The 15490-nt window shown below is 70.2% G+C and carries 13 protein-coding genes and 3 pseudogenes; 10 read left to right on the forward strand and 6 right to left on the reverse strand.

All coding sequences use genetic code 11. The annotated features are described in order from the left end of the window. Nucleotides 1–53: 53 nt before the first annotated feature. The gene (locus tag ACY34J_RS27835) at nt 54–1289 is read left to right on the forward strand and encodes a helix-turn-helix domain-containing protein (protein WP_462729416.1); all 1236 of its coding nucleotides are present in this window, start codon (nt 54–56) and stop codon (nt 1287–1289) included. Nucleotides 1290–1460: 171 nt separating this feature from the next. On the opposite strand, the gene ACY34J_RS27840 is transcribed toward ACY34J_RS27835, so the two are convergent. After that, a complete protein-coding gene (locus tag ACY34J_RS27840; protein ID WP_462729415.1) occupies nt 1461–2270 on the reverse strand; it encodes a thioesterase family protein in 810 nt (269 codons plus the stop codon). Nucleotides 2271–2611: 341 nt separating this feature from the next. Between ACY34J_RS27840 and ACY34J_RS27845 the strand changes: the two genes are divergently transcribed. Further along, nucleotides 2612–3310 carry a ribonuclease H family protein gene (locus ACY34J_RS27845; RefSeq protein ID WP_462729414.1) on the forward strand — a complete coding sequence of 233 codons (699 nt, stop codon included), beginning with the start codon at nt 2612–2614 and terminating at the stop codon, nt 3308–3310. A gap of 144 nt (nt 3311–3454) precedes the next feature. Here ACY34J_RS27845 and ACY34J_RS27850 read toward each other — a convergent pair. Next, nucleotides 3455–3782, reverse strand: a pseudogene (locus tag ACY34J_RS27850) (pentapeptide repeat-containing protein); the annotation flags it as partial. A gap of 170 nt (nt 3783–3952) precedes the next feature. Then, nucleotides 3953–4453: a DinB family protein gene (locus ACY34J_RS27855; RefSeq protein WP_462729413.1), complete on the reverse strand. Its 501-nt coding sequence runs from the start codon at nt 4451–4453 to the stop codon at nt 3953–3955. 319 nt (nt 4454–4772) lie between these two features. On the opposite strand from ACY34J_RS27855, the gene ACY34J_RS27860 reads away from it, so the two are divergent. Beyond that, nucleotides 4773–4976: a helix-turn-helix domain-containing protein gene (locus ACY34J_RS27860; protein ID WP_462729417.1), complete on the forward strand. Its 204-nt coding sequence runs from the start codon at nt 4773–4775 to the stop codon at nt 4974–4976. Here the strand turns inward: ACY34J_RS27860 and ACY34J_RS27865 are convergent. After that, nucleotides 4913–5392: a hypothetical protein gene (locus ACY34J_RS27865; RefSeq protein WP_462729412.1), complete on the reverse strand. Its 480-nt coding sequence runs from the start codon at nt 5390–5392 to the stop codon at nt 4913–4915. The two genes, ACY34J_RS27860 and ACY34J_RS27865, sit on opposite strands and share 64 nt — an antisense overlap. Between ACY34J_RS27865 and ACY34J_RS27870 the strand changes: the two are divergent. Beyond that, nucleotides 5361–5695 (forward strand): annotated as a pseudogene (locus tag ACY34J_RS27870) (transposase); the annotation flags it as partial. The gene ACY34J_RS27865 and the pseudogene ACY34J_RS27870 sit on opposite strands and share 32 nt — an antisense overlap. Before the next feature lie 102 nt (nt 5696–5797). Here the strand turns inward: ACY34J_RS27870 and ACY34J_RS27875 are convergent. Further along, the gene (locus ACY34J_RS27875) at nt 5798–6367 is read right to left on the reverse strand and encodes a hypothetical protein (protein ID WP_462729411.1); all 570 of its coding nucleotides are present in this window, start codon (nt 6365–6367) and stop codon (nt 5798–5800) included. Nucleotides 6368–6521: 154 nt separating this feature from the next. Between ACY34J_RS27875 and ACY34J_RS27880 the strand changes: the two are divergent. Next, a pseudogene (locus tag ACY34J_RS27880) lies at nt 6522–7770 on the forward strand (IS256 family transposase). Between the two features lie 146 nt (nt 7771–7916). On the opposite strand, the gene ACY34J_RS27885 reads toward ACY34J_RS27880, so the two are convergent. Beyond that, a complete protein-coding gene (locus tag ACY34J_RS27885; RefSeq protein WP_462729410.1) occupies nt 7917–8555 on the reverse strand; it encodes a hypothetical protein in 639 nt (212 codons plus the stop codon). Between the two features lie 341 nt (nt 8556–8896). On the opposite strand from ACY34J_RS27885, the gene ACY34J_RS27890 reads away from it, so the two are divergent. The 5 genes from ACY34J_RS27890 to ACY34J_RS27910 all read left to right on the forward strand — a co-directional run bounded on the left by ACY34J_RS27890 (nt 8897) and on the right by ACY34J_RS27910 (nt 15121). Then, nucleotides 8897–9826 (forward strand): MurR/RpiR family transcriptional regulator, encoded by a 930-nt coding sequence (locus ACY34J_RS27890; RefSeq protein WP_462729409.1) that lies wholly within the window; start codon nt 8897–8899, stop codon nt 9824–9826. A 142-nt stretch (nt 9827–9968) separates the two neighbouring features. Beyond that, complete coding sequence (locus tag ACY34J_RS27895; RefSeq protein ID WP_462761988.1) at nt 9969–11390, forward strand: APC family permease; 1422 nt, start codon at nt 9969–9971, stop codon at nt 11388–11390. A 71-nt stretch (nt 11391–11461) separates the two neighbouring features. Further along, entirely contained in the window at nt 11462–12757 is a 1296-nt protein-coding gene (locus tag ACY34J_RS27900) for a glutamine synthetase family protein (RefSeq protein ID WP_462729407.1), read from the forward strand. After that, nucleotides 12747–13895, forward strand: coding sequence for an amidohydrolase family protein (locus ACY34J_RS27905; protein ID WP_462729406.1), 1149 nt, complete (start codon nt 12747–12749; stop codon nt 13893–13895). Before ACY34J_RS27900 ends, ACY34J_RS27905 begins: the two co-directional genes overlap by 11 nt. Then, nucleotides 13892–15121 carry a M20 metallopeptidase family protein gene (locus tag ACY34J_RS27910; protein ID WP_462729405.1) on the forward strand — a complete coding sequence of 410 codons (1230 nt, stop codon included), beginning with the start codon at nt 13892–13894 and terminating at the stop codon, nt 15119–15121. The genes ACY34J_RS27905 and ACY34J_RS27910 overlap by 4 nt, the downstream gene beginning before the upstream one ends. The last annotated feature ends 369 nt before the right edge of the window (nt 15122–15490 follow it).

Raw genomic sequence — 15490 nt, forward strand, 5'->3', positions numbered from 1 at the left:
GTGTAACGCTACGCAACCGTCAGCGCACCCTGAATACTGATTGTGGGACGCACATGGCACCAGAGACGTCCTTCGGTGTCCGCCTCAGAGCCCTGAGGCGGACGCGGGGACTCTCCCAGGCCGCACTGGCCGGCGAGGAGATCTCCACGGGGTATCTGTCGCGCCTGGAATCGGGCGCTCGGCAACCCACCGAGCGCGTGATCAGTTACCTCGCCGGTCGCCTGGGGGTCGACCGCTCGGCCTTCTTCGCTTCACCGAGCAGCAGCTCGTTGACCCAGGCGGTGAGCATCGCGGCGTCCACGGACAGTGACGAGGCCGTCGAGGACCTTGTCGACGTGGTTGCCGCGGCTCGGGATGAGGACCCGCTACTGCGCTGGCAGGCCTTGTGGTTGATCACCCGGTTCCGGCGTCGGCGCGGTGAACGTGCGGAGGAACAGGCATGCCTGGAGGAGCTGGTCCGGATCGCGGAGAATCTCGAACTCCCCGAGCTGCGGTGCAGGTCCAGGACTCAACTCGCCCGCTGTCTGCGGTCGGCCGGCCACATCTCCCGGGCGTTGGAACTCGCCGTCGGCGCCCACCGGGTAGCGAAGAAGGCCGAGCTGTCCGTGTCTGACACCGGCAACGCGCTGCTGACCCTGGTCTCGGTCGAGGCGGAGGCCGGGCGGCTGCCCGATGCCCGGTTCCATGTGGACGAACTGGTCGACCTGGTGGCGGACAGGTCGGACGCTCTTCGTGCCGAGGCCCTCTGGTCGGCGGCCACCGTCCGCTCCCGTCAAGGGGACGACGAGGCCGCCCGAGAGTTCCTTCAACAGGCGATGCGGATACTGGACAGCCGTGTCGATCCTCTGTTGTGGGCGCGGCTGCGCTTGGCCGCGGCCTCCTTGTACCTGCAGGCCAGGCCTGCGCTCACCACCCCCGCCCACGCGTGCTTGACGGAGGCGGCGACAGCGCTGTCGCTGGTGGGTATGCCCGTCCAGCAGCAGGAACTGCTGGCACTCCAGGCGCGCCTCGCCTTTGAGGAAGGCCGGTTCGGAGATGCTCGGGCAGCTCTGGACCACCTGGACGTCGACAAGCTGATGGTGACCTACCGGGACCGGATCCGGCTCAAGACCCTCGACAGCCTGCTGCTGATCAGTGAAGGCGACCGGGAACGAGGGCTTGCCCAGCTCAAGCAGCTGGGTGAAGACGCTCACCGAGCGTCGAATCTGGACCTGGCCGCCGAGATCTGGCGGGTCCTGGCCGAGGCTCTGGAGAACGACGAACAGACCGGAACCACCGCAGCACACTGACCGGTGGTCTTCCCGCGTGACGTAGGCCCCCGGCACCACCGGGGCGATACAGGGGCCTGATGCATGATCAGGCTTCTGACCTGCGATGGCAACTCCGTTGGGATACGGCTGTGTCAGGTCCCCCGCGCCCCGGGGGACCTGACACAGCCGCGCCGCCCGCCCGTACGACCGTCAGTGCGGGGTGATGTAAAGGCTCTGCGCGGCGTGGCCCAGCGGGCCTTCCTCGTCGTGGACCGTGGTGTCGGTGAGGCCGATCCCGGCCGGGTCGATGCTGGTACGCGACCGCAGGCACACCCAGGCGCCCCTGGGCTCCCGGTGGAGGTGGACGGTGAGGTCGGGGTTGATGAACAGATGGTGGCGCGGGTCGAGGGCGCTGCTGATTCCACTGCCGGAGTCGGCGGCGACCAGCACGCGGCCGAGCGGGCTGATCTTCTCGCCCTCGATCAGCGGGACGCGGGGCCGCATCCAGCATGTCGCGGGCCCGGGCTCGGTGAAGGAGCCGGTGGCGAAGCGGATCTCCATGGCCGTGTGGTAACCGGTCTCCCACGGCACGGGGAAGAACGGCCGCGGCGCACAGTTCTCAGGCGCAGGCGGGGGGTTCGCGGCTTCCTGCCCGGTGGCCGGCAGTGGTTCGGCGGCGGTCCTGATGCGTACGGCCTGGGCTTTCATGACGGGGTCCTGGCCGGCCGGCGCGAGGGTGGCCTCGTAGAACTCCACGTTCCGGCCGGTGCGTATGGGGGTGACCGTGGTCCGCAGAGGCTCGCGTGGGACGGGGCGGAGGATGTCGTAGGTGATGCGGGCGAGACGCATCCCGGGCCGGCTCCCGGGGCGCTGGTCAATGAGGTGGCCCAGGAGCGCGGCGGGGGGACCGGCATGCTGGGCGCGTTCGTCCCAGGGGCCGGTGGTGTACGCGGTGGGGGCGTACAGGTCGTCCTCCAGCCGCTGGTAGAAGGCCTCGGGTGGGGCTGCTCCGGTGTCCATGGCGTGATCTCCCTGGTCTGGCGGGCGTACGGTCGACGGATGCGGTCGCGGGCGCCCAGACGGTCTCGGGCGCTCCTCAGGGCTTGCGGGCACTGGTAGGAGTAGCACGGCACCACCACGGCCCATGGCGGCGGGGCGCTGACGGGTGTGACGGCTCCCGGAGCCGGTGGCCACGGCTGCCATGCGCTCATTCAGGTCTGGTCGGGGCATCCGGTCGAGCGGCGGGTCAAACGAATGGTGTATCCAGGGACGTCTGGGTTACTGACGGGCTGTCCACGGCCTTGGCCGGCTGCGGCACTCCGCCGCGCCGCCTGTGCCGGCCGTCGTGGCAGCATCGGGGCATGATGAAACGAGTCATCGCCGCGTGCGACGGGGCGTCGAAGGGGAACCCGGGCCCGGCGGCCTGGGCATGGGTCATCGCCGGCGCGGACGGCGAGGCGGGGCAGTGGGAGGCCGGCCCGCTGGGCAGGGCCACCAACAATGTGGCCGAACTGACCGCGCTCCGTGAGCTGTTGGAGGCCACCGACCCGGCCGTGCCGCTGGAAGTGCGCATGGATTCCCAGTACGCGATGAAAGCGGTCACCACCTGGCTGCCGGGATGGCGCCGCAAGGGCTGGAAGACGGCCGCGGGCACGCCGGTGGCCAACCGGGACCTGGTGGTGGCCATCGACGAGCTGCTGGCCGGCCGCACCGTGGAGTTCGTCTACACCCCGGCGCACCAGGTGGACGGTGACCCGCTGAACGCGGCCGCCGACCGGGCGGCCAGCCACACCGCCCGCACCCAGCAGGCAGCCGGCTCCCGTACCGGGGCCGCCCTGCCGCCGCCCGAGACGCCACAGCCCGCCACCCAAGCACCCTCCCGCCGGCCCCGACCGGGACGCCGGTCACCGGCAGCGGGCCCCCAACGCGGCACGGTCAAAGCCAGGTTCCCTGGCCGGTGCCACTGCGGCCGGCCCTACGCCAAGGGCGAGACGATCGTGAAGACCGCCAACGGCTGGGGCCACCCCTCCTGCGCCCCCGCGGCCACGCCGGCCTCCTAGAACACCCGGCGCGGATACCGTCGAAAACAGCCCGCGGCGCCGGCCCCTCGAGGCGCGGCAGACGGTGTGGGCGGTCCGCGCGGCCTGCGCACAGCAGGGCACGGGACCGCCGCCGCGCCGTCCCGTCGCAAGCGGGGCCGGTGACCGGACCCCACCGAGCCGCGCGTCGACCAGCTCCACCTCCCGCAGTGAGGCGTCGGCAAGGTCGGTGCCAACCCCCCCGTACGCCGGTCAGGACGCAGTCGATGAACCGCGCCCTGCGCAGCGAAGTCTCCTCCAGCGTGCACCGGGTGAGGGCGCACTCCAGGAAGCGAGCGCCCCGCCCGTTCTGCCCGGCCAGGTCGTACTCCGCGAACTCCAGCTCGTCGTACTCCGCGTCCACCGCCAGCTCGCCGCCCGCGTACGGCCGCAGCGGTGGCAGCCGCACCTCGGGGAGCCGGGCCGCCCGCGTTGTGTCCGTCCTTCGTGCCATGTCCACCACTGTGGCGTAGGGGTCTGACAATGCCCCGCGTGCCGGTGGTGGCTGGTGGCCGGGTTCGCTCGCCGGGGTGTGCGGTTGCGTTCCGGAGCGGGAGGGAACGGAACGGGCCGAGAAGGACGGCAGCCGGTAATGGGGGGCGTGGTGAGAGACCGCGGCGTACGTCAGTCTCTGGGGTGGTCGCCGGCCGCGCCGTCGATGAGCTCGCGCACGATGTCCATGTGGCCCGTGTGGCGCGCGGTCTCCTCGATCATGTGGATCAGCACCCAGCGCAGCGACACCGTCTCGCCGTGCCATGCTGTGCCGAGGTCGTCGACCTCAAGTTCGCCGATCACCTTGTCGGCGGCGGCTGTGGCCCGGCGGTAGAACTCCACGATGTCTTCGGTGGTCTCATGCGGCTGGACGCGCAGGTCGGCGTTCTCGTCGTCGGGGTCGAAGGGGAGCGGCTCGGTCGGGCGGCCGAAGGTTTCACAGAACCATCCGTACTCGACGGCCGCCAGGTGCTTCACCAGGCCCAGCAGGTTCGTCCCGGTCGGAGTCATCGACCGCCGCACCTGCTCCTCGCCCAGGCCCTGGAGCTTCCACAGCACCGCATCGCGGTGCCGGTCCAGGCTGACCTTCAGGCATTCCTTCTCGCCACCGGTGAAGGGCACTCGTTTGTCCACCGACGTACCGTAGCGGCCGCATCCGACGATGCCCGTGCCCACGAAAGGGGCGGCGGTCCCGCGTATGGCTGCGGGTGGGGTGCCCGGGAGGTTCCCACTGGCCGCCGCGCCGCGCCCGCTGAGGTCGGCTGATCCCTCGCCCTCGGTCCGCGCCGGCCTGCGTCGTACGCATCCGGTAGTCCAGCGTGATCTAGTGGCTCGTCACGCAGCCTTGGCCGGGTAATCGACCTGCTGCTCGTTGGCCAGCAGACTGTCTCCAAGACCTGATCTTGGAGGTGGTCGTGGGACGCCGACCCAGCGTGTTCGTCGGCCGGTGAGCATGGAGGAGGGCCGCCGGCTGCAGCGGATCAGCCGGACCGCGAAGGACCCGGTGAAACTCCGCCGGGCGATCGTGGTGCTGATGTCCGCCCAGGGCCAGACGGTCAAGGACATCACCACGCTGATGCAGGTGGGCGAGGACTACGTCCGCGATGTCATCCATGCCTTCAACGAGCGGGGGTTCGACGCGCTGGACCCAAAATGAAGCGGGGGACGCCCCAAGACGATCAGTGACGAGGTACGCGAGCACATCTGCCTGATCGCCCGGACGTCCCCCGCCGACTGGAAGATCACCGCGTTCTCCATCTGGAGCCTGAGCAAGCTCGCCGAGCACCTGGTCAAGCAAAAGATAATCGCCGCCATCAGCCGGGAGACTTTGCGCCGGATCCTGCGCGCCGGCAAGGTCTCCTGGAAGACCACCAGCGCCGCGTGTTCGATCTCCGCCGGCAGCGCCTCCAGGTCCTCCTCACTCAAGGGCGCGACCTTGACGTAGCCGGCGACCAGGGAGCGCAGCCGTTCCGGCACCAGGAGGCTGTCTTCCCGGGCGAGGCCCACGGCTGCCATGCCGAGGTCGAGCAGCGGGTCGTCGATGGAGGATGCACCTGTGACCAGCGAGAACATAGCCGAGGAACAGTCCGGGCCCGTGGTAGCGGAGGCGAAGCCATCAGCAGCGGACGAGAGGTTCATCGAGGAACTCGTCGCCCGCGCCCAGGCCGACGGGCTGCAGATGACCGGTGAGGGAGGACTGCTGCAGCAACTGACCAAGCGGCTACTGGAGTCCGCGCTCGCGGGCGAGATGACTGATCACCTCGGTCATGACAAGCACGATCCGCCGGGAAGGACGGCGGCAACTCCCACAACGGCAGGCGGTCCAAGACCGTGCTGACCGACGTCGGCCCTGTCGAGATAGCCGTGCCCAAAGATCTCGCGCCGGTGTGCTCCACCCTTGAGTCAGCCGGTGGACTCCTCTTTGCGGTGGCCGGGCAACGGGCGTTAAGTGCCCAGCGCCGTTGATCCTTGAGTGCTTCAGCTCGCAGAGCTGTCCGGCTGGGTCTGGGGCGATGTAGTCGGCTCGTCCTGGCCGGCCGCTGTTGTGTGGAAGACGGATGTGCCCTGCTTGGAGCGGTGAGCGTGGCCCTTGGCGACGAGTCCTTCGACCGTGGTGCGCACGACGGTGGTCTTGATGCGGCGGTCGGGATGGGCCAGGGCGAGCGCGGAGGTGATTTCTGCAGCCGAGCGGGGTTCGGACTGCTGGCCGAGGTGGTCTCGCACAAGGTCGACGAGGGTGGGCTTTACGGCTGTTGTGGCTGCCTTCGTGCCCGAACCCTTAACCGCCCTCTTCTTGGCCCGCGTTGCAGCGGCTTTCTTCTGCCCGGCTGGTTTGGACTTGGCCGCGGCCTGCCGGGGCACCGACGCAACCGTCGTCTCGCGCACTACCTGACCTGGACCGTCCGCTGCTGTGGGCTCGCAGCCCAGGGTCTGCTGCATGCTCACCAGCAGGGCCTGGTCGTGCTGCAGCGCGAGCAACTGCTCCTGGAGCGCAGCCACCTCGGCGCCGATACGTTCCTGCTCGTTGGCGTTGCGCTCAAGGTCCACAGCTACCTGAGCAGCGTACTGCGCCTTGAGCGAGCAATGCTCAAGATCTGTGGATCGGTCCCGGGAGGGCATGCAGAGGGCGTACCTTCCCGGGTGATCGATCGAAGGTCACCGAGCAGACCGGTGTAGCAGCACCGGCCGGGAGGGTACGCCCGTGCTTACCGTAGTCATCAACGAGGACTCGCCGCGAGACGGCTCCCTGATCGACGACATCGTCCGCGAGGGCGCCCGGCGGATGCTGGCCGCTGCCCTGGAGACCGAAGTCGACGCCTACATCGCCGAGTTGGCCCACGAGAGGGACGAGAGGGGGCACCGCCTGGTCGTGCGCAACGGCCACCATCAACCCCGCAAGGTCCTCACCGCGGCCGGCGCAGTCGAGGTGGTCGCCCCTCGTATCAACGACAAACGCGTCGATGAGGCCACCGGCGAGCGCAAGCGGTTCTCCTCCGCCATCCTGCCGCCGCCGACCATCGCCGAGGTGTTGCCCCTGCTCTACTTGCACGGCCTGTCCAGCGGCGACTTTGCCCCGGCGCTGGAACAGTTCCTCGGCAGCTCGGCCGGATTGTCGGCTGCCGTCGTCACCCGGCTGACCGCGCAGGGCAGGACGAGCAGCGCGCGTTCGCCAACCGCGACCTGTCCGGATCCGACTAGGTGTACGTGTGGGCCGACGGCATCCACCTGCGCATACGCCGGGAACAAGCCCGCTCCTGCGTGCTGGCGATGATCGGCGTCCGCGCCGACGGCACTAAGGAGCTGATCGCTCTGGCCGAGGGCTACCGCGAGTCGAGGGACTCCTGGGCGGATCTGCTGCGTGACTGCGCACGGCGCGGCATGCGCGCCCCCGCGCTCGCCGTCGGCGACGGCGCGCTGGGCTTCTGGAAGGCCCTCGCCGAGGTCTTTCCCCGCTCTGGCCGGCAAAGATGCTGGTTCCACAAGATCGCCAACGTGCTGGGGCCCTCCCGAAGTCCGCGCATCCCGGGGCGAAGAAGGCGCTGGCCGAATTCTGGAACGCCGAGGACAAGGAGCACGCGCTCACGGCGGTCGCGGCGTTCGAGAAGGCGTACGGTGCGAAGTTCCCCAAGGCGGTAGCCAAGGTCACCGGCGACGTGGAGGAGCTACTGGCCTTTTATGACTTCCCCGCGGAGCACTGGATCCACCTGCGCACGACAAATCCCATCGAATCAACATTCGCGACCGTGCGTCTTCGAACCAAGGTCACCAAGGGTGCCGGCAGCGCGGCCGCGGCACTGGTGATGGTATTCAAGCTGGTCGAGTCGGCCCAGGCCCGCTGGCGGGCCGTAAACGCGCCCCACCTGGTCGCGCTCGTCCGTGCCGGCGCCCGCTTCGAGCGCGGCAAGCTGGTCGAGCGACCCGAGGACCACCCGATCCCCACAGCCGCCTAACTAAAGATCTTGACCCACAGGTCTTGACGATAGCTCCGGCTCTCACCCCGGCCCGCACGGAGAGCGGTGGTGGCATGGCGACGCCAAGAAACCCGCCGACACTCCGAGTTCTTTCGGTGGGCCAGGTTCTGCTGCGGCGGACCTGATCACCGTCGGCCGTGGATCCGGTGCCTCACCCTCCACGCAGCGAGGGTGACGAGGGCCAGGGGGAGCCAGGTGCCCGCGTAGGCCGTTGGATCGCTCTCGTGCACCGCCGCGACGATGACGCCGGTCACAAACGTGACCGTGGCGGATCCGGCGATCACTTTGCCGGCCGGTGGAAACGGCTCGTCCGGCCCGGGCTGGGAGGGCTCACGCAGGTCGCGGCTCAACCGGACGGCCGCGTAGAAGGCAAGCACGCCGACATGGAGCAGGCTCAGGCCCACGCCCAGTTCGAGGCCTGGTTCCGTGGTCGGCGCCTCGATGGTCTCCTGGAAGCGCCCGTCGAAGGCGATGCCGGTACGGCGGCCGTGCCAGACGACCACCCCGATACGGTTGCCCTTCCTGAGCTGCGACAGCACGGGACCAGAGTCGTCGAGTTCGATTCTGCCGGACACGGAGGCCGGGCCCTCGACCTCGACCCAGTAATTGCCGCCCTTGCCGTTGGACTCGTTCTCCAGGTCCCTGACCACCGCGAAAATCACCGGAGTGCCCGGTGCCGCTTGGTAGGCCCGCACGGTCGAAAGGCTGTGGCGGTACGGCACCGCCAGGACGACGGCGCCGCCGCCGAGGAGCAGCAGCCCCAACGCCGCCCATGCCCCCACCCGGTATCGGCCCAGCCGGGAGCGACCACCGTCTATGCCGCCAACTCCCCTCAGGAAGGAAGGACTCGGGGCTTGCGAGACGATTGTGCGCGGCCGGCGATGTCTCAGGGCCTGGATCCTCATCACCGCGCAACTGGCCGGCTTCCCCCAGCCGGCAGCCACCGGCCCGGCAGCCACGTACGCGGCGCCGTCGACCGGTCGTCTCCGAGCCGCGCGTTGTCGCATACACCGGCTGACAGCGAGGATCCCTCCCGCCGCCCGCTCCCTCCCGCCCGATGTGGAACGATCGGCGAGCAGGAGGACGCTGTGGAGGAGGGAGTCGGATGGCCGCCCGGCGGCAGACACAGAGCGACGAGTCCGGTACGGCCGTGGACGCGGCCACGGAGTCTGGGGCGACCGCACCCGGGACCACGGTGGCGGAGCGGATCCGGCGTGTCCAGGGAGCGCTCTCGCCGGGGGAGCGCAAGATCGCTCGGGCCCTGATGGCGCGCTACCCGGCCGCGGGCCTGGAGTCGACGTCCGGCCTGGCCGGCCGTGCCGGGGTGAGCCCGCCCACCGTCGTACGGTTCGTCGCCCGGCTCGGCTTCGACGGGTACCGGCAGTTCCAGCAGTCACTGCGGGACGAGGTCCAAGCCCGCCGCGCCTCGCCGCTGACGCTCACGCCGCTGATCAACGACGCCTCCACCGGCTCGGACATCGCCGCGGCGACGGAAGAGGTCGGCCGTGCCGCCCTGAGGCAGACCTTCGCCGCCCTCCCGGAGCAGGAGTTCGACCGTGCGGTGAACCTGGTCTGCGACCCCGCCAAGCGGATCTGCAGCTTCGGCGGCCGCTTCTCCCACCTGCTGGCGCAGTACCTTGACCTTCACCTGCGCCTGCTTCGCCCCGGCACCGTCGTTCACCAGCAGACCCCGGGGCGGGACGCCGGCTTCCTGGTGGACCTCGGGCAGCGCGACGTGTGCGTGGTCTTCGACTTCCGCAGGTATCAGCGCGACACGGTCGAGCTCGCCCGGTTCGCGCACGGCCGCAAGGCCAGGATCGTGCTCGTCACCGACCAGTGGCTCTCCCCGATCGCGGAGTTCGCTGACGTCGTCCTGCCGACGCGGGTCGAGTCGCCGAGCCCCTTCGACAGCATCGTGGCGCCGACGGCGCTCGTGGAAGCGTTCGTCGCCGCCGTTCACGCCCGCCTGGGTGACTCCGCAGCCGAGCGGATGGCCGCCGCCGACGCGGCCTGGGGTGATTTCACGACCGAGTGAGCGTGAAAGATTCATTTCGCAGATAGCCCTTGACGGCCAATCCAAAACATATGTTTCATGATCTGCGCCCGGGCCGCGCCGCAGGCGGCCCCGTCTCCTCTCGGAGCACACCGTGTCGGATCAACTACGCACAACACGTAAATTGCGCTTGTGGGAAGCCCTGGCGCTGTCCGTCGGCATGATGGGCCCGACCCTCGCCATGGGCCTGAACGGCGCGGGCATCGCCGCCACCGTGGGCAAGGCAGTGCCCCTGGTGTTCCTGCTCGGACTGCTCGGCGTCGGACTGATCGGCTACGGCTTCTGGCGGCTGACGCAGCACTTCAACCATGCCGGGTCCGTGTATGCGCTTGCCGGTGCCACGATCGGGCCCCGTGCCGGGTTTTTCGGCGGCTTCGCCCTGCTGGGCACCTACCTCATGTTCCTGACCTGTACGCTCGCCGCCACCGGTGTGTTCGCTCACGCCTTCCTCGCCGCCCTGGGCGTCCGGTCCGCCGGGCCGTGGGCCGCCGTCGCGCTGGTCTCGGCGGCCGGCGTGACGATCCTCAACAACCGTGACGGACGCGTCACGGCGCGCACCCTGCTCGTTATCGAGGGCGTCGGCATCCTCGCGATGCTCCTGCTGGCGGCCGTCGTGATGGGACGCACCGCGACCGGTACCGCGCCGCGCCACCAGACCTTCGACCTGTCGGTGTTCACCATGGGCGGAACCGCCATCGGCGCCGTGATGACCGCCACCGTCTTCGCCTTCCTGTCCTGGGCGGGCTTCGAGGCTTGCGCCTCGCTGGGCGAGGAGACGGCCGACCCCCGCCGGAACATCCCGCGGGCACTGGCGGGCAGTGTGATCCTGACGGGGGCGCTCTTCGTCGTCATGATGTTCGCCCAGACCATTGGCTTCGGGACAGATCCGCGGGGCGTCGCTGCGTTCGGCTCTGCGGAGTCGGCCCTGTCCACGTTGTCGGCGCAGTACATCGGCACCTGGTTCGCGCTCGTCGTGGCCTTCACCGCGGTCGCCTCGGCCTTCGCCTCGGCGCTGTCCTCCTCCGCCGCGGCCGCACGCATTGTCTTCGCCCTCGCCCGGGACGGGTTCGGTCCCCGCGCGCTGGCCCGGACCGACGCCCGCACCGGCGCGCCCACCACCGCGCTGAGGGCGGTGGGCGCGTTCGGCGGGGCCGTCACCCTGATGATGTACCTGGTGGGGGCGGCTGCCTTCGACACCTACTACTGGTACGCCACGATCGGTGTGCTGTGTGCTCTGGTGGCGTACGCGGTCGCGGGCGCGGGCGTCATCGTCTTCACCGTGTCCGGCCGCGGCAGCATCCCGCGCCGCGAACTGGCGATCCCCGTCGCCGGTATCTGCTATCTCGCGTTCGTGTTCTTCAAGCAGTCGACCGACCAGACGGCTCCTTACAGCTACTTCCCCTGGATCGTCGCGGCCTGGTGCCTGCTCGGTGTGGCGATCGTGCTGCTCGCCCCGTCCCTCGCCCAACGGATCGGCGCACGGCTGACCGGGGAGCTGACGGACACCGGCTCCGGGGCCGACGAGGCTGTGAAGGCACACTCGTGACCGTCACCATGCCGCCCACCACCCGGCCGCCCCACACGAGGCCCGGCCCTCCCGCCGAGCAGGAGCAGTCCATGGACCACCCAGCCACCGTCTTCGTCGCCACCTGCGACCTGGCAGGCCAAGTACGGGGCCGGGCCGTGCCGTCCGCGGACCACGCGTCCGTGCTGCGCACGGGAACCGGGTGGGTTCCGGCCGACCTGGCGATCTCCGCGTTCGGACCGATCGCCCCGGACAACGTCTTCGGCTCGGTCGGCGACCTGCGGCTCATCCCCGACCCGGCGACCGGTATCGACATCCCCGCCGACGGCGTCCACCCCGGCGTCAGGCTCTACCTGGCCGACCAGACGCTGCTCGACGGCCAGCCGTGGCCCTGCTGCCCCCGCACCTTCCTGCGGCACGCCCTGGAGGACCTGCGGGCGCGGACCGGCCTGGAGGTCGTCGCCTCGATCGAGCACGAGTTCGTCCTCGGCGGGCTGCCGGACAGCAGGCCCTTCTCCCTGCGGCGCTTCCGGGACGCCGAGCCCTTCGGATCGGACCTGGTGTGCCTGCTCGAACAGGCCGGACTGGAACCGGAGAACTGGTTGCCGGAGTACGGCGACGGCCAGTTCGAGATCACCCTGCGGCCCGGCACCGCCCTGGAAGCGGCCGACCGCGCCGTCCTGCTCAAGGAGCTCGTACGCGACCTCGCACGCCGCCGCGGGTTGCCCGTCACCTTCGCCCCGATCCTTGATCCTGCCGGGGTCGGCAACGGCGTCCACCTGCACCTGAGCCTGCGCGACGACGATGGCCGCCCCGTCCTGTTCGACCCCGCGCGACCAGGCCGGCTCTCCGCCACGGGCTCACGGTTCGCCGCCGGGATTCTGCACCACGCCCCCGCGCTGACCGCCTGGACGGCGCCAAGCCCGGTGTCCTTCCTGCGGCTGACACCGCACCGCTGGAGCGCGGGCGGTGTGTTCCTGGCCGAGGCCAACCGCGAGGCGCTGCTACGGATCTGCCCTACGACGCGGATCGGCGGCTCCGACCCGGCAAGCCAGTTCAATCTGGAGTTCCGCGCGGCCGACGCTACCGCCAACCCCTGGCTGGCCCTCGGCGTCCTGGTCCGGGCGGGACTGGAGGGCCTCACCGGCGACTACCAGGAGCCCACCGTGTGGCCCGAGGACGTCAAGGAATCGGACCTCGCGGACGTGCCCACGCTGCCCGCCTCACTGGAGGAGGCGCTGGAGGTCCTCGAGGCCGACGACGTTGTCCGCTCCTGGTTCGACCCGCGGCTGCTGGCCACCCAGCTGGCGGTCAAGCGGTCCGAACTGGCCCAACTGGAGGGCCTGGACGACCTGGCCCGCGTCCGGAAGGTCTCCGGTGTCTACTGAGCAGCTCAAGGCGGCCATTGAGGCTCTTCCTCTGGTCGACCACCACGTCCACGGCGCCCTGCGCGCCTCCGTCGACCAGGCCGCGCTGGAGCCGATGCTGACCGAGTCCGACCGGCCCATCCCATCCTGGATGACCCAGTTCGACTCCCAGATCGGCCTGGCGGTGCGCCGCTGGTGCGCTCCTGTACTCGGCCTGGAGCCGCACGCCGACCCGGACACGTATGTGGCCAGGCGTCAGGAGCTCGGCGCGCGCGAGGTGACCCGGCGGCTGCTGGCCGCGTCCGGCATCGACCACTACCTACTGGAAACCGGCTACAAGGGCGAGGAGATCCTCGGCGTCGACGGCATGGCCGAGGTCTCCGGGCGGCGCGTCGACGAGGTCGTCCGCCTGGAGTCGGTGTTGGAGCAGCTGGCCGCCGAGGGCGTGGCCGCCGCCGATCTGCCGGCCCGCTACCGGGAGGCCCTCGCCGCACGGACAGCCCAGGCCGTGGGCCTCAAGAGCATCATCGCCTACCGGTACGGCTTCGACTTCGATCCGCAGCGGCCGAGCGACGCGCAGGTCGTGCGCGCGGCAGGTCAGTGGCTCTCCCAGTGCCAGGCGACCGGAACCGTCAGGGTGTCCGACCCGGTGCTGCTGCGCTTCGCCCTGTGGACCGGGGTCGATCGCGGCCTGCCGATCCAGCTGCACACCGGATACGGCGATCCGGACGTGGAGCTGCACCGCTGCGACCCGCTGCTGCTCACCCGGTTCATCAAGGAAGTCGAACCATTCGGCGTCGATCTCCTGCTGCTCCACTGCTACCCGTTCCAGCGCAATGCCGGCTACCTGGCGCAGGTGTTCCCGCATGTCTACTTCGACGTCGGCCTCGGCGTGAACTACACCGGCATGCGCTCCGACGCCCTGGTGGCCGAGTCCCTGGAGCTGGCGCCGTTCGCCAAGGTCCTGTTCTCCTCCGACGCATGGGGCCCGCCTGAGCTGCATCACCTGGGTGCGCTGCTGTGGCGCCGTGGGATGCTGCGGGCACTGGCCGCATGGGTGGAGGCCGGAGAGTGGTCCGAGGACGACGCCCTGCGCATCGCCCGAATGATCGGGCGCGACAACGCCCGCCGCGTCTATGGTCTGGAAGGCCACTCGTGAACAACCGTCTACTCTCCTCGCTGTCAGCCGAGTTGGAGCATGAACTCCCCGCTGCCGTGGCGCTGCGCCACCGGTTGCACGCGCGGCCCCGCGTCTCCGGAGAGGAGGGCGAGACCCGCGACCTGGTCCTGGCCGCCCTCCCGAACGGGAACGACATGGCCGAGGTCGCGGATACCGGGGCCGTGGTCCGGATAGGCGGTGACGGCCCGGCCGTCGCGCTGCGCGCGGAGTTGGACGCGCTGGCGGTGGCCGAGGCGACGGGCGTGCCATGGGCGTCCGAGCGCCCCGGCGTGATGCACGCGTGCGGCCACGACGTACACCTGGCCGCCGTCGTCGCCGTGGCGCGGACCGTCGCCCGGGTGGGCGGGCCGGCGCCGCTGCTGGCAGTGCTGCAGCCGCGCGAGGAGACGTACCCCTCGGGAGCCCGGGACATCACCGAGGACGGCGTGCTGGAGCGCGAGGCGTGCCGGGCCGTCGTCGGAGCGCATGTGCAACCGCTGCTGCGGGCCGGGACGGTGTCCTGCACCCCAGGGGTCGTCAATGCCTCCTCGGACGAGTTCACCGTGACCGTCCACGGCCGGGGCGGCCACGCCGCCTACCCGCACCTCACCCGAGACCCGGTGGTCGCCCTGGCACACGTCGTGGTAGCCCTGCAAAGCCTGGTCAGCCGCGGGATCGACCCGATGTCGTCGATCGCGCTGAGTGTCACGACTCTCGAGGCAGGGACGGCCGCGAACGTCACGCCCGGTGTCGCAGTGGCCCGCGGCACCGTACGGGCGATGCGCACTGCCGACCGCGAGACCGTCCACACACGGCTGGCGGAGGTCGCCGACATGACCGCGCGCGCTCACGGCTGCACGGCGGAGGTCCGCTTCACCCGTGGGGAGCCCGTACTCGACAATGATCCGCGACTGGCGGCGGCGACGGGCGCGCTGCTCGCCTCACTCGGGCTGACGGTCAGTCATGAGCTGCGGTCCGTGGGTTCGGACGACTTCTCGTTCTTCTCCGAGCGGCTTCCCGCGCTGATGATGTTCGTCGGCACCCACGGGGACGGCACCCAGCTGCACTCACCCACCTTCCTGCCCGACGACGCACGCGTCCGCGACGTGGCCCACGCGCTGCTGGCCGGCTACCTCGCAGCGGCCGAGCTGACTGCCGCAGGCAACGCTGCCGCCCCGCCAGCCACTCCTGAGCGTGAGGTCCCCGTGACTGTCGACAATCTGTAGCGGCGCGAAACCCGCCGCTCTCGCTGGCATCGATCAAAGAAACTGCGCCCCCGGCTCTCCCAGCGTTCCCGGAACCACGCCCAGGGTCCCGGCGAACAGTTCGTTGTGGTCCTTCTGTCGCAGCGTGGCCCCCGGACCGGGAGTTGGAGGTCTCTCAACTCCTCGCGCGAGATCTGCTCGGCATCGTCCAGCAGTGCCGCGGGGAGGGCGGCGGGTGTGTAAATCTAACGGCTCTGTCCTGTAATCGGTGGTAACGCTGTGTAGTGATCACTGGAGGGGGATGCGGTGGCGGAGCAGGGGGAACCCGGCTCGGCCGTGCATCTGTCTCATGATCCGCTTGGTTCGCGTGTTGACGCCCTCGGTGCGGCC

It is taken from the genome of Streptomyces sp. HSS9-12 (genome assembly GCF_054963655.1).